At 71.6% G+C, this 17,168-nt stretch carries 14 protein-coding genes and 1 pseudogene; 7 read left to right on the top strand and 8 right to left on the bottom strand.

From position 1 onward, the window contains the following. Position 1 precedes the first annotated feature (1 nt). Genes ABD993_RS04210 through ABD993_RS04195 form a run of 4 tightly spaced genes read left to right on the top strand, consistent with a single transcriptional unit; the run spans position 2 to position 4,682 of the window. Positions 2 to 841, top strand: a complete 840-nt coding sequence (locus ABD993_RS04210; RefSeq protein ID WP_345412872.1) for an alpha/beta fold hydrolase — start codon at positions 2 to 4, stop codon at positions 839 to 841. After that, positions 838 to 1,752 carry a DUF1028 domain-containing protein gene (locus ABD993_RS04205; RefSeq protein WP_345412870.1) on the top strand — a complete coding sequence of 305 codons (915 nt, stop codon included), beginning with the start codon at positions 838 to 840 and terminating at the stop codon, positions 1,750 to 1,752. The genes ABD993_RS04210 and ABD993_RS04205 overlap by 4 nt, the downstream gene beginning before the upstream one ends. Beyond that, positions 1,749 to 3,011, top strand: a complete 1,263-nt coding sequence (locus ABD993_RS04200) for a M20 family metallopeptidase (RefSeq protein ID WP_345412868.1) — start codon at positions 1,749 to 1,751, stop codon at positions 3,009 to 3,011. The genes ABD993_RS04205 and ABD993_RS04200 overlap by 4 nt, the downstream gene beginning before the upstream one ends. Positions 3,012 to 3,032: 21 nt before the next feature. Continuing rightward, complete coding sequence (locus tag ABD993_RS04195) at positions 3,033 to 4,682, top strand: PucR family transcriptional regulator (protein WP_345412866.1); 1,650 nt, start codon at positions 3,033 to 3,035, stop codon at positions 4,680 to 4,682. 71 nt (positions 4,683 to 4,753) lie between these two features. On the opposite strand, the gene ABD993_RS04190 is transcribed toward ABD993_RS04195, so the two are convergent. From ABD993_RS04190 to ABD993_RS04160, 7 genes are all read right to left on the bottom strand, one after another. Beyond that, positions 4,754 to 6,361, bottom strand: a complete 1,608-nt coding sequence (locus tag ABD993_RS04190; protein ID WP_345412864.1) for a purine-cytosine permease family protein — start codon at positions 6,359 to 6,361, stop codon at positions 4,754 to 4,756. A gap of 1,057 nt (positions 6,362 to 7,418) precedes the next feature. After that, positions 7,419 to 7,994: a TetR/AcrR family transcriptional regulator gene (locus tag ABD993_RS04185; protein ID WP_345412862.1), complete on the bottom strand. Its 576-nt coding sequence runs from the start codon at positions 7,992 to 7,994 to the stop codon at positions 7,419 to 7,421. A gap of 60 nt (positions 7,995 to 8,054) precedes the next feature. After that, complete coding sequence (locus tag ABD993_RS04180; protein WP_345412860.1) at positions 8,055 to 8,963, bottom strand: SDR family oxidoreductase; 909 nt, start codon at positions 8,961 to 8,963, stop codon at positions 8,055 to 8,057. A 103-nt stretch (positions 8,964 to 9,066) separates the two neighbouring features. Next, the gene (locus ABD993_RS04175; RefSeq protein ID WP_345412858.1) at positions 9,067 to 9,822 is read right to left on the bottom strand and encodes an SDR family NAD(P)-dependent oxidoreductase; all 756 of its coding nucleotides are present in this window, start codon (positions 9,820 to 9,822) and stop codon (positions 9,067 to 9,069) included. A 14-nt stretch (positions 9,823 to 9,836) separates the two neighbouring features. Continuing rightward, on the bottom strand, positions 9,837 to 10,799 hold the full coding sequence (locus ABD993_RS04170) for a fumarylacetoacetate hydrolase family protein (protein ID WP_345412856.1): 963 nt from the start codon (positions 10,797 to 10,799) through the stop codon (positions 9,837 to 9,839). Position 10,800: 1 nt separating this feature from the next. Further along, complete coding sequence (locus ABD993_RS04165; RefSeq protein WP_345412854.1) at positions 10,801 to 11,865, bottom strand: SMP-30/gluconolactonase/LRE family protein; 1,065 nt, start codon at positions 11,863 to 11,865, stop codon at positions 10,801 to 10,803. Then, positions 11,862 to 12,950 (bottom strand): alpha/beta fold hydrolase, encoded by a 1,089-nt coding sequence (locus ABD993_RS04160; protein ID WP_345412852.1) that lies wholly within the window; start codon positions 12,948 to 12,950, stop codon positions 11,862 to 11,864. The genes ABD993_RS04165 and ABD993_RS04160 overlap by 4 nt, the downstream gene beginning before the upstream one ends. 409 nt (positions 12,951 to 13,359) lie before the next feature. On the opposite strand from ABD993_RS04160, the gene ABD993_RS04155 reads away from it, so the two are divergent. From ABD993_RS04155 to ABD993_RS04145, 3 genes are all read left to right on the top strand, one after another. Continuing rightward, a complete protein-coding gene (locus tag ABD993_RS04155; RefSeq protein WP_345412850.1) occupies positions 13,360 to 13,665 on the top strand; it encodes a hypothetical protein in 306 nt (101 codons plus the stop codon). A gap of 64 nt (positions 13,666 to 13,729) precedes the next feature. Continuing rightward, entirely contained in the window at positions 13,730 to 14,386 is a 657-nt protein-coding gene (locus ABD993_RS04150) for a DUF305 domain-containing protein (RefSeq protein WP_345412847.1), read from the top strand. A gap of 1,072 nt (positions 14,387 to 15,458) precedes the next feature. After that, positions 15,459 to 16,382 carry a class I SAM-dependent methyltransferase gene (locus ABD993_RS04145; RefSeq protein WP_345412845.1) on the top strand — a complete coding sequence of 308 codons (924 nt, stop codon included), beginning with the start codon at positions 15,459 to 15,461 and terminating at the stop codon, positions 16,380 to 16,382. 516 nt (positions 16,383 to 16,898) lie between these two features. Here the strand turns inward: ABD993_RS04145 and ABD993_RS04140 are convergent. After that, a pseudogene (locus ABD993_RS04140) lies at positions 16,899 to 17,168 on the bottom strand (methylase); the annotation flags it as partial.

Below are 17,168 nucleotides of genomic sequence, written 5' to 3'. Positions count from 1 at the left end.
GATGTCGCACGCCCACCGCCGCTCGACGCCGGGAGAGGCCGGGGAGCTCTCCTACCTGGCCTGGCCCGGGCAAGCGGACACAGCGCCGATCCTGTACCTGCACCCGGTGAACACCGCGGCCGCGGTGTGGTCCGCCGTCGCCGACGCGCTCGGCGACACGAGGGCGGGCGTCGCGGTGGACTACCGGGCGCACGGACGATCCGAGGCGGGCGGCCCCTACCTGCCTGCCGACTACGCCGCCGACGCCCTGACGGTGCTCGACGCCGCCGGAATCGACCGTGTCCACCTGGTGTGTGGCTCGATCGGTGGCGCGGTGGCGACCGAGCTCGCGGTGGCCGCTCCCGACCGGGTGGCAGGCATCATCGCGTTCGGGGCCACCCTGCGCGTCGGGTGGGACGATGCCGTCCTCGACGACACCGAGCGCGACCTGCGCGCGCTCGGTGTCCGGGAGTGGTTCGTCCGCCACGGTGCCGGGATCCTCGGTCCGGCCTCGCGACCGGAGGCCGCCGCCGAGCTCGTGGAGCTGGCGTCCTGCGGCCGCGACGGTGACCGCGACCTCGACACGGTGGTCGAGGTGCTCCGCACGACCTTCGGGCTCGCAGACGCTCGCCCGGCCGGTGCCGCCCTCGCGGCTCGCTCCACCCGCGCACCCGCCAGGGTGGTCGTCGGCACCCACGACCCGACCTGCCCGCCCGCGATGGCCCACGCCCTGGCCGACGCCCTCGGGGGCGACGTGCACACGATGGACGGCATCGGCCACCTCCCGATGCTCGAAGCGCCCGCGGCCACCGCGGAGGCGATCCGGCGGTTCCACGACGAGACGGAGGGGAGCCTGCGATGACCTACTCGATCGTCGCCCGCGACGAGGCGACCGGGCAGCTCGGCGTCGCCTGCGAGTCCCACTTCTTCGCACCCGGCGCCGGGGTCACCTGGGCCCGCCCGGGTGTCGGTGCCATCGCCACCCAGGCGTTCATCGACGGCCGCTACGGCGGAGATGGCATGGACATGCTCGCCGCCGGTGCCACGGCCGCCGACGTCCTGGACCGTGTGCGGATCGACGACCCTCACCCCGAGGTACGCCAGGTGGGGCTGGTCGGCCGAAGCGGCGACGCCGCGAGCTGGACCGGGAGCAGCTGCATCGCCCACGCGGGCGGCGTCGTCGACGGTCCCGTCGCCGTCCAGGGCAACATGCTGGCCGATGACACGGTCCTCCCGGCGATGATCGAGGCGTACCGCCGCAGCGGCGGTGACCTCGCCGAACGCCTGATGACCGCGCTGGAGGCCGCCGAAGCCGCCGGAGGCGACGTCCGCGGCAGCCAGGGCGCGGCGCTGCTCGTCGTCGACGGCGACCGCGTCCCCGACCCCTGGAACCACAAGCCTGTCGACCTCCGGGTGGAGGACCACCCCGACCCCATCGGCGAGCTGCGCAGGCTCCTCGGCCACCGGCGCGCCTTCGACGCGGTGTCCGGGACCATGTTCGCTCCAGGCCTGATGGTCGGCCCCTACGCCGAGCCCCACCCCGGCGACCGGGACCGCGCCCTCGCCGCGCTGGCGGAGGCGGCCCGGGTCATGACGGGCAACCCGGAGGCCGAGTTCTGGCGGGGAGTCCTGCTCGCCCGCTCCGGGGACCTGACCGCGGCGCGCGAGCAGCTGACCTCGCCCCTGCGCGTCAACCCGAGGCTGGGTGGGTTCCTGGACCGGCTCGCGGACGCCGGGTTCCTCGACCCGCACGACCTGGAGAAGCTGCGATGACGCCCTCCCCCCTTGCCCGCAGTATCCGATCGGCGGTCGACGTCGACGCCGTCGTCTCACTGACCCGCGACCTTGTGCGGATCCGGTCGGAGAACCCACCGGGTCACGAGACCGAGGTGGCGACGTTCCTGCAGGGACTGTTCGGTGCGATGGGGCTCGGCACCGGCCGCGTCGTCGAGCCTGCGCCAGGGCGACCGAGCCTCCTCGTCAGCACCGAGGGGGACACGCCGAGCGGCAAGCCGGTGCTCCTGGTCAACGGGCACATCGACACCGTCCCCGTCCGCCCTGACGCCTGGCGCCACGACCCGTTCGGCGGCCAGGTCCACGACGGACGCCTCTACGGCCGCGGCTCCGCCGACATGAAGGGCGGGATCGCCGCCGCGATCACCGCCCTGCAGGTGTGCCGGACGCTCGGGCTCGACCTTCCCTGCGAGGTCGCCTTCCATCTCGTCGCGGACGAGGAGCTCGGCGGGGAGCAGGGCACCGCGGCGCTGCTGCGCGAGGGCCATATCAGGGCCGACGCCTGCCTCGACCCCGAACCGACCGGCCTCAAGCTCTGTCTGGCCGAGCGCGGCCTGATGATCGCCCGGGTCGCCACCCGAGGGATACCCGCCCACGGCAGCGAGCCCTCGAAGGGGCGCAGCGCCATCATCACCGCCGCGGCGATCGCGCAGGTCCTGCACGACAACGAGTTCCCGCAGACACCACACCCGCTGCTCGGCACGACCACCTGCAACGTCGGGGTCATCCGCGGGGGCAGCGGCCCCAACGTCGTCCCCGAGGAGTGCGAGCTCCAGATCGACCGCCGAGTCCTGCCCGGCGACACGGAGCAGAGCGTCGTGCAGGGGGTCGTCGATCGGATCGCCTCGCTCGGCTTGTCCCGCGGCACCGACTACGACCTGCTGGTCGACACCTTCTGCGAACCGTCCGAGATCGACGCGAACCATCCGTTCGTCGACACCGTCGCCGGTTCCTTCCAGGCGATGACGGGCCGCCGCCCGGGGATCACCGGGCTGCCCTTCACCACCGACGCCCGCTTCATGCGCAACGATCTCGGCATCCCTGCGGTGGTGTTCGGCCCGGGCGAACTGGACGCGGCGCACACCGTCGACGAGTACGTCGAGGTGGACTCCCTCGTCACCGCGGTGGCGGTCTACGCTCACATGTTCGCGAGCTTTACCGGGACGCAACGTCTCCGGGACGATCGGGAGAGCTCTTCCGTCGACACTGGGGTCGATGGGGCGCGCAGCATGATCTGAGCGCCACGGAGGGAGCACCGCATGACACCCCCCTCACGAGGCAACGCGCTCACGCTCGACACGTTCCTCGGCCTGGTCGGCGGCGACTTCGTCGACGTCGTCCACGCCCCCGCCGGACTCGACATCCCGGTGGTGGCGGTCCTCATCCACGACACGTCCACCACGGCACAGGCGAACACGGGCGACCTGGTGCTCGCGATCGGCGTCGGTGTCGACGATCCCGACGTCGAGCCGCTGATGAAGGTGCTGGGCCGCGACATCACCCTGGCCTTCAAGGTCCGCGACGACGCCGAGCGCGACCGGCTGCGCGAGTCGGCCACCGCCTGCGACGCCACCGTGCTCGCCATCTCGCCCGACATGTCCTGGGACCAGCTCCACGTCCTCGCACGACGATCGATCTCCTCGACGACCGCGGGCGTCGCCGCCGAGCGTGGCGTGCCCTTCGGGGACCTGTTCGCGCTGGCCAACTCGGCCGCCGCCACCCTCGAGGGGCCGGTGATCATCGACGACGAGCGCATGGAGGTCATCGCCTTCTCCAGCCTCGGCGACCCGATCGACGAGATCCGCCAGCAGTCCATCCTGCAGCGCCGCCCGCCCAAGGAGTTCATCGCCTGGTGCGAGACAACCGGCGTCCTCCCCCGCGTGCGCCAGAGCCTGCGGCCCGTGCGGGTCGTCCCGCCGGACGGCGCCACCCGTCTGGTCACCGCGATCCGCGGCGGCACCGACATCCTCGGCTACATCTGGGTGGCCGAGACCACCCGCGAGCTGGACCAACACTCCGAGGACCTGCTCGCGGAGATCGCCCGCGTCGCGGCGCTCCAGCTCCTGCGCTCGCGGATCAGCGAGGACCTCGACCGGCGGTTACGCAGCGATCTCCTCCGCAGCGCGCTCTCCGGGCGCAGCGACCCCGGCGCCGTCGCCTCGCGGCTCGGCATCGAAGGTCGCCCGTTCCGCCTGGTCTCCTTCGCGCACGAGGTTCCCGATGCCCGTCGAGGCGAGAGTCACGTCGCGCTCCGCCCTCTGGAGGACCTCGTCGCCCTCCGGGTCGAGGCCTCGCACCGGCGCGGCGCGGTGACCTCCTGCAACGACCGCATCTACGCCCTGTTCCCCGCGCTCGACGACCGCCCGCCCGGCGACGTCGCAGCCCTCTCCCGGGAGATCATCGGCCAGGCCGCCCGACAGCTCCACATCGACCTGCGTGCCGCCGTGAGTAGTGAGGTCGCGGACGTCGCCCAGGTCAGCGGCGCCCGCCGCGACATCGACCGCCTGCTGAACCTCCCCCTGCTCGACGAGCAGCGGCGCGTCGTCTGCTTCGAGGACTCCATCGCCGACGCCATCCTGTCCGAGCTCACCGAGCTCGTCGTCGAGCGGCCGCGCCTGCTGCAGGGCGGTGTGGCCGGTATGGTCGTCAGTGACCGGGACCGCGGGACCGAGTACCTGCCGAGCCTGCGGGCGTTCTTCGACGCCGGCGGGGACCTGACCGCCGCAGCCCGGACCCTTTATGTCCATCGCAACACACTCAAGTACCGGCTGACCCGCATCCGGGACGCCTTCGGCGTCGACGTCGAGATCCCCACCCAGCGGCTGGTCGCCGAGCTGCAGGTCGCGGTGTTCACCGCGCACCCGGAGCTCCAGGCCGGTCTGGAGGCCACCGACCCCGGCACGGACTGACACAGGTCCTGCCCGGACGAGGACGGGCCCGCCGCACCCGGGGCGACGAGCCCGTCCTCGATCGTCGCCGATCAGCCGGCTCCTGCGGCCTCCGCCCGGGCGGCTCGGCTGAACTCGGGGTTGACCTGAGCGTGCTCGGCGCAGATCGCCTGGTGGCCCGCCGACGGGTCGCGATCCATCTCCACCGCGACGTACGACCGCCCGCACACATGGCACCGGACGTGGCTCGACCAGGGGTCCTCCACCTCGTCGCGCGGGTCGTGGGGCCGGGCGAGCACCGCCTGTGCGCTCCGGCGTGCCGCCATCCCGGTGGCCTGAATGGCGGTCGAGACCAGGAAGGAGATCGGCAGGGCCCAGGTCCCCGTCCACGAGGCCGCGGACTCGAACGCCAGCAGGGCGAACCCGACGAGTGTGCCGACGCCCCACGCGGCGACCCCGACGGCGTCGAAACGCGGAACCCTGCCGGGCCGCCACTCGATGGCCGCCTCACCTCCGAGCCGCCGCCCGAGAACGAGGAACACCAGCGCGCACGCCGTCCAGGTCACCGTGAGGACCGCCTGGTAGCGCAGGGCGACCAGGACGAAGTCGAACACGTTGCTCAACATGATCAGGAAGACGATCACTCCGACCACAACGCCCCACACCACGCGACTGAGGCGGACCCTCGACAGTCGGGACAGGAAGCCCTCCAGGTTCGTGACGGCGAGGTAGAAGTTGGTCGTGTTGATCCGGGTCTGACTGACCCAGACGAAGAGGAGACCGGTCAGCCCCATCAGCGCCACGATGCCGAGCACACCGGACGTCTCACTGAGCGCACCCGAGGTCGGGATCGTCAGGGCGACGAAGATGCCGACCACGCCGTTCACGACGATGGTGAAGAAGTAGAACACCGGCCCGAACGTCACCATCGAATGGAACCGTCGATCACGGCGGGAGGTGCGCGCGAAGCGCGCGAAATCCCAGGTGGCCATCATCAATACGAAGTCCGCCATGTAGGTGGTGAAGGCCCACCACCAGCCCGGACCGCTGACCGCGAGCTCGCTCGGCCGCTGGGTGAGCCAGCCACCGCCGTACCCGTAGGCCGCCCCGGTCCACACGACGGCGGCGATCATCCCGGCCAGGTAGATCGGGAAGAGGATCCCGTTGAACCTGTCCAGGAACGTGCGCAGCGCCCCGAAGATCAGCGGCACGCTGTAGAGCACCACGACCGCGTACCACAGCTGGACCGGTCCACCGAGGTACTCCTGCAGCGCGATGGCGATCACCGAGCCCTCGAAACAGGCGAAGTAGATCGCCGTGACCGCCACCAGGATCGGCGCGATCAGCGACCCCGAGGACCCGAACAGCGCACGGGAGAAGAGGTTCGAGGTCAAACCCGTCCTCGCGGCATGGCGGGCGAAGACGGCGTTGATCGCCCCGTATACGACCGCAGCGAGCACCATCCCGATGATCGCGTCGACGGTCCCGACCGTGAGTGCGACCAGGGCTCCGAGGATCAGCCAGAACATCGCGCTGGCCAGCCCCCACCAGACACTGGCCAGCGACAGGCGGCCCATCCGCCAGGACAGCGGCGTGGCATGCAGCGTGTAGTCCTCGGTACCCGCCGCTGCGACCACGGCAGGGTCGTCGGTGTCCGACACGACGAGCGGAGGGATCGGCCGTTCGGTAGCACGTGACATCGCAGCTCCAGCAGCTGAAGGGTGCGCCACCCGACGGGGGACGCCGACGGACGAATCCTGAGTCCGTGAAGGTCCACATCACATGCACAGCGCAGAGAAATGGGGGCCTGGCAGCAGTGCGAATCGACGGCGAGCACGATCTCGCCCCTGCCCGTCATGGGCCCTCCGGAGGCGGTGGCGCGACGCCGGGGACGAGGTGGTCGTGGCGCCCGCTCGCCGGCCGGCGTGGTGTCGGCGAGACCGGGATGTCGGAGGGCAGGATCCCCCGGTAGTTCGGGTGTCGGGTCGGGAACGGGCAGCGTGCCGGGCTGGGTGCGACAAGCGCGGGCAGGGCAGGGCTGTCGGCGAGCCGGGTCGCGCCGTCCCAGCCGGCCGCGTCGTCGGTGCCTGGCCCCCGCCGAGCGCGCGAAGTACGCGCTCGCGACGAGATCGCGGTCGGTCGTGGCGGCGGGGTCATCCGGCGGCGCGGCGGGATCGAGCCGGTCGCCGAGCTGGAAGTCGCCGGTCCAGAGTCGGTCCGGCCCTGGAGGGCCACCGCGTCGCCGCGGCGGACCTCCACCTCGTAGGAGGCCTGTGCCCAGTCCTCGGGGGCGAGGACCAGCGAGGACCACCCATGACAGCCGCGGCCCGTCCTCGCCGGGTGGTCCTCGACGAGATACTCGCCATCCCACCCGCCCGGCGTCCTACCGCGGTCTTCTGTGCAACGACCTACTCGCCATCGGCGTCCTCAACGAGTGCATGCGCCGCACCATCGCGATACCCGAGGAGCTCTCCGTCGTCGAGCCGCATCTCGTCGTTCGCGCCTCCAGCGGCAGCCTGGGCGTCCGCCTCACCGACGGATCCCTCACCGGCTGAGATCTCGGCGGCTCACCGCCTACCGGGCTCGAGCCCGAGGAAGTAGCCCGGTACGAGCAGCTCCGGATCGCCGCGGCGTACGCCCTGCGCGAGCAACCACGCCGCCCGCCGGACGGATTCGGCCGACATCTGCGCCAAGGTCCGTTCGGCGACCGAACCGTCCTCCTCCCCCGCGTGCCGCACGGACCGGACCGGCGGAGGATCAGCGTGTTCCGGTGATGATGAGATCGACGAGCCGGTCGACGAAGGCCTCGTCGGGCTTCTGGTGGAACATGAAGGCGCGGAAGTGGAGCGGCCCGATGAGCGCTTCGATCACGACGATCGGGTCCGTGGTCGGGCTCACCTCGCCACGCCGGACGGCTCGGTGCACGACCTCGCCTGCGATGCTGAGCCGTCTGCCGAGGTAGTCGCGGATACCGTCCACCGAGCGGCCCGTGCCGGTCATCAGGGCGAGGGACAACGCGCGCCCGTGCGGGGTGTCGAGGAAGTCCGCCAGCCCGTTGGCGAGTGTGGTGAGATCGCCCCGCAGCGAGCCGGTGTCGGGTATCGGCACGTTCTGCGCACTGTCGTCCAGCAGGGCGTCCAGGATGAGCGCCTCGCGCGTGCCCCAGCGTCGATAGATCGAGGTCTCGTGCACGCCGGCCTCGGCTGCGACGTCCTTGATCGCGAAGGCCTCGAACCCGTGGTCGCGGATCGTCTTGGCGCTCGCCTCGAGCACGGCCCGCCGGACCCGGGCCGAGCGCCCGCCGGGACGGGATCGAGGTTCCTGGTCCGCCATACCTGCACCCTAACGCCAGCGGACTTGCGACTGCCGCGCAAGCACGGCGTGGGTGCGCGATCAGCCGCCCGTCGCGAAGTAGTGCTCCTGGTCGAGATCCTCGAGCAGACCGCACTCGCGCGGCTCCCAGCCCGTCAGTGTGCGGGTGAGGGTGCTCGACGCCGGGCCGTCGACCCCGAGGACCATCCCGATGAACCCGAAGTGCGCCTCGACCTCCTCGCTGGGAACGGATCGGGTCGGGACGCCCAGTCGGCGCCCGAGGGTGTCGGCGATAGCGCGCACGGGGATGCCCTCCTCGGCCACGGCGTGCAGGACCGAGCTCGGCGGCGCCACCTCGATGGCGAGCCGGAACAGGCGGGCGGCGTCGAGAACGTGGACGGCGGGCCAGCGGGCCTGCCCGTCGCCGGGGTAGCCGGCAACGCCCCGCTCCCGCGCGTTCCTGATGAGTGCGGGCAGGAACATGGCGTCGCCCTCGCCGTGGACGGTCGGGGGGAGTCGCACCACCGAGGGGCGGAGCCCACGCTCCCCGAGGGCCAGGACGGCCTCGGTCGGCGGATACCGCTTCGCGCCGAGTGCTCCCGGCAGCGCGTGCTCCGTCGAGACCCCGGCCCCGTCCTGCTCCAGGCCGTGAGTGGCGCCGGCGATGGTGATCGCCCCACCCTCGGGCAGCCCCGCGGCGATCGCCTCGATGGCGTCGAGGTCCGAAGCGACGGCCTCCGCGAACCGCCCCGCGAAGGCGAGGTCGTGCCGGAAGGCGAGATGAACGACGGCGTCGGCCTTCGCGGATGCGACGGACAGCGTGCCGAGGTCCTCAACCGAACCTCGGACCACCGTCGCCCCGAGCCCTCCGACCGTCGCGGCGGACGCGGCGGAGCGCGCGAGCCCGGCGACGTCGTGGCCCGCCGCGAGGAGCTCGGGGACGACAGCGCGCCCGATGAAACCCGATGCACCGGTCACCAGGACCCGCATCACAACACCTCCATCTTCGGGGTCGGCGGCTCCGCATCCGCCGGCCGCCGAGATGATCACTGCTCCTGCGCGGCGTCGCGCGACGACGCCGCTCACCGGTGGCTCACCCCATGTACAGGCCACCGTTGACGTCGATGTGCGCGCCGGTGATGTAGGCGGCCTGCGCCGAGGCGAGGAAGGCGATGACGCTGCCGAGCTCCTCGACCTCCCCGTTGCGCCCGAGCAGGGTCGCCTTCGCGCGGGCGTCGAATGTGGCGGCGTCGAACTGCGCCTCGGTCATCGGGGAGACGACCGTGCCGGGGTGGACGCAGTTGACGGTGACGCCGTGCGGGCCGACCTGCTTCGCCAGCCAGCGGGTCAGGCCCAGGACGCCGGCCTTCGACGCGCCGTAGGCGGGTCCGGCGCTGAGGCTGCCGACCTGCCCGGCCACGGAGCCGACCGTGACCACCCGACCCCAGCCGGCCTCGACCAGGAAGGGCATCGAGCCCTTCACGGTGAGGAACGTGCCCCGCAGGTTGATGTCGACGGTCCGGTCCCAGTTCTCGAGGGTCTCCTCATGCAGTGCGGGCGAGTCCATGCTCCCGACCACTCCGGCACAGGTGGCGACGATGTCCAGCCGGCCGAAGTGCTCGACGGCGGCCGGTCCGATGCCGGTGGCCGCCGCCTCGTCGACGATGTCGGCGACGTGGGCGACGACCGATCCGTCCGATTCCCGCTCCAGCGCCTCGACGCCGCCCGGCGCCCGGTCGACGGCGAGGACGCGACAGCCTTCGTCGCGCAGGATGCGGGCGGTCGCGGCGCCGATGCCACCGCCTGCGCCGGTGACGATCGCGACTCGATCGGTGAGTCCGAGATCCATGGTGTGCGGTCCTCTCAGCTCGTCGGGACGGGTGCGGTCGGCGTGGCGCTGAGGGGGATGATCTCGTCGGCCGCGGTGAGTGTGGTGCGGATCGTGCCGACCTCGGCGATCGTCAGCTCGACGTCGTCCCCGGCCTTCAGCCACGGGTAGCGGTCGCCGCCGTGGACGATGGACAGTTCGAGGATGCATCCCGTGCCGACGGTTCCGCCGCCGATGATGTCCCCGGGGACCAGCGTCGTGCCGCGGGAGGCGTAGGCGATCAGGTCGGCGAACGGCCAGCTCATGCTGGACCAGTTGCCGCTGCTGTAGAGCACGCCGTTCACGTGGGCGGTCATGGCGAGGTCGAAGCCGTGACCGGCGCGCCTGGGCTCCAGCTCGTCCTTGGTGACGAGATGGGGACCGAGGCTCGTAGCGGTGTCCTTTCCCTTGGCCGGACCGATCCGCAGCGTCATCTCCTGCAGCTGGTGATCACGGGCGCTCCAGTCGCAGAGGATGGTGTAGCCCGCGATGTGTTCCTCGGCCGCGGCCGGGCTGATGTTCCGGCCGCCCTTCCCGATGACCACTGCGACCTCGAGCTCGTAGTCGAACTTCACGCTCCCCGGCGCGACCGGCACGAGATCGGTCGGGCCCAGGATCGCCGCGGGGTTGCTGAAGTGGAAGGTGGGTTGCCGGTAGTAGAGCGGGTCGGTCTCCAGCCCGAGGCCTGCCATTCCGGACTCGTAGTGCTCGGCGAACGCCATGAAGTCCCGGAAGGCGGGCGGGCGCCCGATCGGCGCCAGGATTCGGACGTCGCCCGGCTCGACGACCTCGAACGGCTCGCGCGTCGCGCGCTCGGCCGCCGCTGCCATCCCGGCGTCGCCGTCGGCGATCACCGAGGTCAGCGTGAGGTCGGGGGGCAGTGCGTGGAGCCTTCCGCCGTGCAGCACCGCCGCGAGCGGTGCGTTCGCCGTGGTCGAGGAGTAGGTGGCCCAGCGCATGTCACATCCCGTCCTCTCGGTGCTCGGCCCGGTCGTGCTCGGCCCAGTGGATCAGCGGCAGCCCCGCGACCGGGGACCGGAAGGAGGCGATCCGGTCCTGCCGGAGGGAGCCGACGTAGACGGTCCGCAGGTCCGGCCCCCCGAAGGTGAGCGACGCGCACCAGGTCGCGATCGGACCGCCGGTGGTGAGCAGGAAGTCGAGGTCGAGCTCCCCGGCCCGGAAGGCGTCGTCGAGCCGATCGACCTCCTCCGGAGTGGAGTCGTCGAAGACGATGTGTCGCTCGCCCTCGGGCGTCACGACGAAGATGCCGTCGGCGAAGATGTAGGTGCCCCACAGGTTGCCGTAGGCGTCGAAGGTGATGCCGTCGATGATCCGGCCGTGGTCGGCGGGCCCGACGATCTCCCGCTCGCCGAGGCTGCCGTCGTGCTCGATCGGGAACCGCACGATGTTGCGGCCACCGGTCTGCGCGACGTACAGGTGGGTCTCGGCGGCGTTGAGCCGGCATTCGTTGGCGAAGTGCACGTCGTCGGCGACCAGCCGCGCCCGGCCGTCGGGGGTGCAGAGCACCACTCGCCCGTCGCGCAGCCAAGGGGTGAGGCTGTCCTGCAGCTCCTGGATCATCGAGGACACGGTGACCCAGATCCGGCCCTTGCCGTCCCGGCAGACGAAGTTCGTCTTCCCGATCGGCGTCCCGTCGTCGAGCCGGTCCGCCATCGGCGTCGTGTGCCCGTGGCGCGTCATGCGTTCGAGCCGATCGGTCCCGTAGTTGGCGATCAGCAGGTCGCCGTTGCGGTCGAACGCCAGACCGTTCGGGAGGTTCCCGACGAGCAGCCCGGACGCGGCGTCCCCGTCCGTCCGGCCCGCAGGCCCGGACGACTGCGTGATCAGCTCCTGGGTGCCGTCGGGCGCGAGGCGGACCACGCCACCCCGCGCATCCGCCGACCAGAGCGTTCCGTCCGGTTCGGCCAGGATGCATTCGGGCCGCTGCAGCCCCTGGCCGTGGAAGCGGAAGTCGTCGCGCGTGAGCGTGAACCCTGCTATCGGGTTCGCTCTCGCCGGGCTCATCCGGCGGCCCCCGCCGTCGCCCGGTCCGCGGCGGGCCGGACGGCGAACGTCCGGTTGATCCAGTCGATGATCCGGTCCTCGAGCTCGTCGAACTTCGACACCGCACAGTGCCCGGTGTCCGGGAGCAGGACGACCTCGGTCGCCCGCCTGCCCGCGAACACCAGCGTGTCCTCGAGCGGGATGTGCACGTCCTCGGTGCCGTTGATCGCCAGCATCGGCACGTGGTCGTCGCGGTCGAGCAGGGGCCGCAGCGACAGCGCCGACATCGCCTTCGCCAGCTCAGCGGGTTCGGGCACGCTCGTGAAGCCCAGCGTGTTGCCGATGATGTGGTTCGCGCCTGCGGCCCAGTGCTTGCCGGGCGCCAGCGTCGCCTCGACCGGGCCGCCGCAGACCACCGCGCCGTCGGGCAGGCCCGACAACCCGGTCGCCGCGGAGAAGAAGCCACCCATGGACAGCCCGACGTGCACGACCCTTCCGTCGCCGAGGCCGCGCGCGTACTCGATCACCTGGCCGACGAGCTCGACGCTCTCGAGCGTGATCGGGACGTCCGTCTCGCCCGTGCCGGGGATGTCGAAGACCACCACCGGCAGCGCACTCTTCAGCGCGAGCTGGGTGAAGAAGTCGTGCAAGTCCGTCTTCCACCCGTCGGCGCCGCCGCTGGTGAGGATGACCGGGGTGTCCGCCGTGGCGCCGGGCGGGGTCAGGATGTGCAGCGCGATCGGTACGACCCCGTCCTGGTGGGGCAGGTCGACCACGCGGCGCTCGAACCCGACGGGGAAGTTGGGCGAGGCGAGTGCGTACTCCTCCAGTTGGCGCCGGTACGCCGCGCGCTTGTGCTCGTCGGTGATCGCCGGGAACCGCGCCCACCCGAACGCCAGGACGGCGCGCTCGTGCTCGCGCCGGTCGGCGTAGCGCTCACCCAGCGCCGACCACTCGTACACCCACCCGCCGGGCTCGTCGGCCCACATCCGGGCCACTCGGCTGCGCACGTTCTCGATGTCCTCGGGCGGCAGCCCGGTCTTGACCATCTGCGGGTGGCGCTCCGCGAAGAGATCGGCGGGGTCGATCGGCCACTGGTACGTCATCGTACGCCTCCGTCGCTTAAAGCAGTTCAACTTGCGTTTCACACGGTAGCGACTTCCCGACTGCAAACGCAAGTGCTCTTGCGTTACTGTCCGCCCCTGCCAGTCGCAGGTCTGGTCGGAGTTCGCGACCACGCTGAAACGGTTCTGCAGGACGAAGTGCGGAGGCGAGCCGGAAGACGGCCACGACCACTGTGGCGCTATCGTCGGCCGCGTGCACCTGATGCGGCGACGGGAGTGGCGTCGGCTCCTGCTGATGCTGTCGCTGATCGTGGGTGTCGTGACGATGCACTCGACCGTGGTGTGTCACGCGCTGAGCGACCCGACCGTCGGGGCGCACTCCTCGTCGGCAACCGCTTCGACAGCAGGCGGTTCCCACTCCGGGGCGAGTGTCGAGGTCGCGCATCCAGGCATGTCAGATCTCAGCGCCGGATCCGTCGCCGTGGTCGCTCCGATCGGCCCGGTCGTCGAGGTCGTGTCCGAGGCGGAGCACCGCTCGTCGCCGCATGACCCGATGTCGGCGCTGCACACCCTGCTCCATCTGTGCCTGGCCGTGCTGACCGGCCTTCTCGTGCTGGCGGCAGCGGTGCTGCTGGCGCTGCTGCTCATCCGTCGTCGGCGGGCGCCCGCCCCCAGCGCGGGGCGGCCGGTCACTGGACCCCGTGCACCACCGCCGACATCGGTTCGGCTCGCCCGACTCTGCGTCCTGCGGAACTGATCGGCCTCCAGCGCGGCAGAGCGCTGGTCCGGTCACATCCGCACGGTTCCAGAGGAGTCCCTCCATGTACCGCAAGGCAGTCCTCGGCGTGCTCGCAGCCGCCGCCAGTCTCACCGTCCTCGCCGCCTGCAGCGACGGTGGCGACACCTCCGGTGCGTCGTCCACCGCCGCACCGACGAGCACCGTCGCGCCCGCCCCGTCGTCCGCGGCGGCGCACAACGCGGCCGACACCGTCTTCGTCCAGGGCATGATCCCGCACCACTCGCAGGCCGTGGCCATGGCCGACATCGCGGCTCAGCGGGCAACGGACACCCGGGTCAGGCAGCTCGCCGGCCGGATCCAGCAGGCTCAGGGTCCCGAGATCGAGCAGCTGCGTGGCTTTCTCCTCGCCTGGGGAGAGCCGCAGATCGAGGCCGCCGACCCGGCCGGCTCGATGGGTGGCATGGACCACGGCTCCATGGGCCACGGCGGCGACTCCGCCTCCGGCATGAGCGGGATGATGACCGACCAGCAGATGCAGCAGCTCCAGCAGACCGGCGGCGCCGGGTTCGACCGGATGTTCCTGCAGATGATGATCGAGCATCACAACGGGGCCGTCGCGATGGCTCAGACCGAGCTCGCACAGGGCCTAAACACCGAGGCGAAGGCCCTCGCGCAGGCGATCAACGATGGCCAGCGAGCCGAGATCATGGAGATGCAGGCCCTGTCTCCCCTCCTCTGATGATCGTGGTGGCCCGGGGTACGCCGTACACGCCCGCCCCGGGTCACCAGGTCGAGTGCCCTCAGGCGCGGGGACGCCTCCTCTCGCCCCCGCTCGGCGTCGGCTCGGCCCCGTGATCCGGGGACAGCAGCCGGAGCCGCTCGAGCAGCAGGGCGTTAACCGGCACCACCCGCCGGCCGAGGCCCACGCGACGGCGTCCGGCGGCGCCGGGCCCGTGTAGCCCCCCGACTCCGGTGGCCCCTGGGAGGTCGCCGTATGGGCCCGTACCGGTCGTCGGCGAGGTAACGGCTCGGCGCGAGCGACCGATGCTCCAGTGTGGCCCGACGCCGGTCGGTCATGCGGCGGCGTCGCGGGGAGGGTGATGGTGCGCGCCTCGCGCCTCTCGACATGGAGCGGCCGGACGCTGCTCACGACGGCCGTCGCCGTCGTCGTCCTGGCGGCCCACCTGCTGACCGGTTGCTGTGTCGAGTCGGAGACGACTCCGCTCGACTGTCCGACTGACGTGTCGTTGTCAGTGCCGCTGCCTGTGACGGTTCGGGCGCAGGCAGCGGACCCGGCATGCGCCGACGCCACATTCGAGCCGGCCGCAGTAGTGCTCGGCACCGACGAGGTCGCCGCACTGCTCGTACTGGTCGTCCTCGGCCTCGCCGCCGCCCCGACCTCCGGGCCGCCCGCCACGATGGGTCGTCGACGCCCTGCGCCGCGCCCCCCACCCTCGCACGCACGGCGACTGGCCACCCTCTCCGTCCTGCGGACGTGACAGCCACACAGCCTTCCCGGCTGTGCCGCACCGTCATGCCGTCTGCAGAGGAGCTCCATCAGCCATGCGCTCACCACGTCCCGTCGCGTCCGCCGCGCCGTGCACCCGCACCGGGTCGATCGCCCGATGAACGACCGCCACGCCGCGGAGCCGATGCTGCGCCGGCTCGCGCCCATCTCCCGCATCCTGAACCGTGTCGCCCTCGTCGTCCTGCGCGAGGACGTCAGTGGGCAGGGCCGACACATCGACCCGGACACCCCCGGGGCTCCGCCGCCGAACACCTCCCGCTGGACCACCGCCCACGCCGCAGCCGTGACCAGCCCGACGATGAAGGTGTTCCGCGATGCTCTACGCCCGGTCGTGGGCGGATCCGAACGCGAGGGCGTGCTCGACGACCTGGCCCGCCATTTCGGGATGTCGACAGACGAGGCCCTGGCCAGATGCCTGGACTGGGAGAGCGCCAGTCTGGAGGAGTGGGAGGCGGCGCCCAGAGACAACACCGCCCAGATCATGGAGTTCTACGACTCCGCGACCTCGTGGGCGTTCGACCTGTCCTGGTACAACTACCTGCAGGTCAACGGCATCGGCTACCCGAAATCCGTGATCGTGGCCGACCGACTCCAGCTCCGACCCGGCACGCGCGTGCTCGACTACGGATCCGGGGTCGGGGTCACCGCTCAACTCTTCGCCGGCCTCGGCTGCGAGGTCACCCTGGCCGACGTGGCGAAGCCCCTGCTCGACTTCGCCCGCCGGCGACTCACCGCCCGCGGCGTCGAGGCGTCCTACATCCACCTCCCGCAGGCGCTGCCCGAAGCCGGCTTCGACGTCGTCACCGCTCTCGACGTCATGGCCCACGTCCCACCGGAGGAGCTTCGCCGAACCGTCGAGGCGATTCATGCTGCGTTACGCCCGGGGGGACTGTTCGTCACCGGCTTCGACGTCCGCCGTCGCTCGCGCCGCAACGCCTGGCACCTCTTCGACGACGACCTACCCCTGCGCTGGGAGATCGCTCGGGCCGGCTTCCGCAAGGCCCACCTCATCGACGGGCACACCTGGGTCTATCGCGCCGGTCCGACCGCCGGAGTCCGCAGCCGGATCCATCGAGCCGCGTCCTGGTTTCTGTTGGCAAGCCCCCCGGCGCGGCTCATCAGACGAATCAGACGCCTGATGGCTCGCTTCGCGCTCAGCGCCATCCTCCTGCTCGCATCCAGAAGGCGACAAGCGCAAGACACCTGATCTCAGCCGGGGCCGCCCGCGCCCGGCGCTCGTGGATGCGTGGGTTGAGCTGCACCACGCGGGCGTGGCGTGTCGAGCAGATCGAGGACGGCCAGGTCCTTCGGTACGTCTCGGCTCACCGCGGGACGTCGTGGGAGCGGCCGTCGAGGAGGTCCTCGGCGGCGCGTCCTCGATCCGGGCCGACATCGACAGGAGCTCAGCCTGGTCGACGAAGGCGAGCAGCAGGAGGTCTGGGACGGCGTCGATGCCGTGCCCGGCCTCGACCCACGGATCACCGCGCGGACGGCCTGCGCCACCTCGGCGATCTGTTCGGGGGTCTCGGCCGGGCGCAGCCCGGCGTGCACCGCGTCGATCCACGCCTGCGCAAGGACCTGGTCGAGCGGGCTGTCGGAGGGTTCGGTCTCGTCGCCGACGCGCAGTTCGCAGCGCCGAGATCACTCATGGCCCGCGCCCTGCCCTGCCATCCACCCGCTGCCGGAGACCCGCTACCGGGACAGGATCACGCGCAGGGCCGAGTCAGGCGGCGGGCAGCCTGGTCCACGCGCTGATCAGCGGCGGCAGGAGGACGACGCCGTCGACGGCTTCGGCCTCGGCGCGAAGCCGCTCCGGCAGGCCCCCCAGGTCCGCGAGCCCGTCCCCGAGGTCCAGACCGAGCCGCTCGGCAACCGGGGACAGGGCGGTCCACACGCCCATGACGAACGCGAGCACGTCGGGCTCCGACATCGTGCCGAGACAGCCGCCCATGGTCAGCCGCGGAGCGGGCAGGCCCGCCTGCTCGAACACCCG

The sequence above is a fragment of the Pseudonocardia xishanensis genome (assembly GCF_039541715.1).
GTDB lineage: Bacteria > Actinomycetota > Actinomycetes > Mycobacteriales > Pseudonocardiaceae > Pseudonocardia > Pseudonocardia xishanensis.
The sequence above is the reverse complement of the archived record's forward strand: the minus strand, read 5'-3'. Positions and strand labels throughout refer to the sequence as shown.

Excerpts from the sequence above, each read along its gene's own strand:
- ABD993_RS04210 (WP_345412872.1), top strand. The coding sequence starts at position 2 with ATGTCGCACGCCCACCGCCGCTCGACGCCGGGAGAGGCCGGGGAGCTC.
- ABD993_RS04205 (WP_345412870.1), top strand. The coding sequence starts at position 838 with ATGACCTACTCGATCGTCGCCCGCGACGAGGCGACCGGGCAGCTCGGC.
- ABD993_RS04200 (WP_345412868.1), top strand. The coding sequence starts at position 1,749 with ATGACGCCCTCCCCCCTTGCCCGCAGTATCCGATCGGCGGTCGACGTC.
- ABD993_RS04195 (WP_345412866.1), top strand. The coding sequence starts at position 3,033 with ATGACACCCCCCTCACGAGGCAACGCGCTCACGCTCGACACGTTCCTC.
- ABD993_RS04190 (WP_345412864.1), bottom strand. The coding sequence starts at position 6,361 with ATGTCACGTGCTACCGAACGGCCGATCCCTCCGCTCGTCGTGTCGGAC.
- ABD993_RS04185 (WP_345412862.1), bottom strand. The coding sequence starts at position 7,994 with ATGGCGGACCAGGAACCTCGATCCCGTCCCGGCGGGCGCTCGGCCCGG.
- ABD993_RS04180 (WP_345412860.1), bottom strand. The coding sequence starts at position 8,963 with ATGCGGGTCCTGGTGACCGGTGCATCGGGTTTCATCGGGCGCGCTGTC.
- ABD993_RS04175 (WP_345412858.1), bottom strand. The coding sequence starts at position 9,822 with ATGGATCTCGGACTCACCGATCGAGTCGCGATCGTCACCGGCGCAGGC.
- ABD993_RS04170 (WP_345412856.1), bottom strand. The coding sequence starts at position 10,799 with ATGCGCTGGGCCACCTACTCCTCGACCACGGCGAACGCACCGCTCGCG.
- ABD993_RS04165 (WP_345412854.1), bottom strand. The coding sequence starts at position 11,865 with ATGAGCCCGGCGAGAGCGAACCCGATAGCAGGGTTCACGCTCACGCGC.
- ABD993_RS04160 (WP_345412852.1), bottom strand. The coding sequence starts at position 12,950 with ATGACGTACCAGTGGCCGATCGACCCCGCCGATCTCTTCGCGGAGCGC.
- ABD993_RS04155 (WP_345412850.1), top strand. The coding sequence starts at position 13,360 with ATGTCAGATCTCAGCGCCGGATCCGTCGCCGTGGTCGCTCCGATCGGC.
- ABD993_RS04150 (WP_345412847.1), top strand. The coding sequence starts at position 13,730 with ATGTACCGCAAGGCAGTCCTCGGCGTGCTCGCAGCCGCCGCCAGTCTC.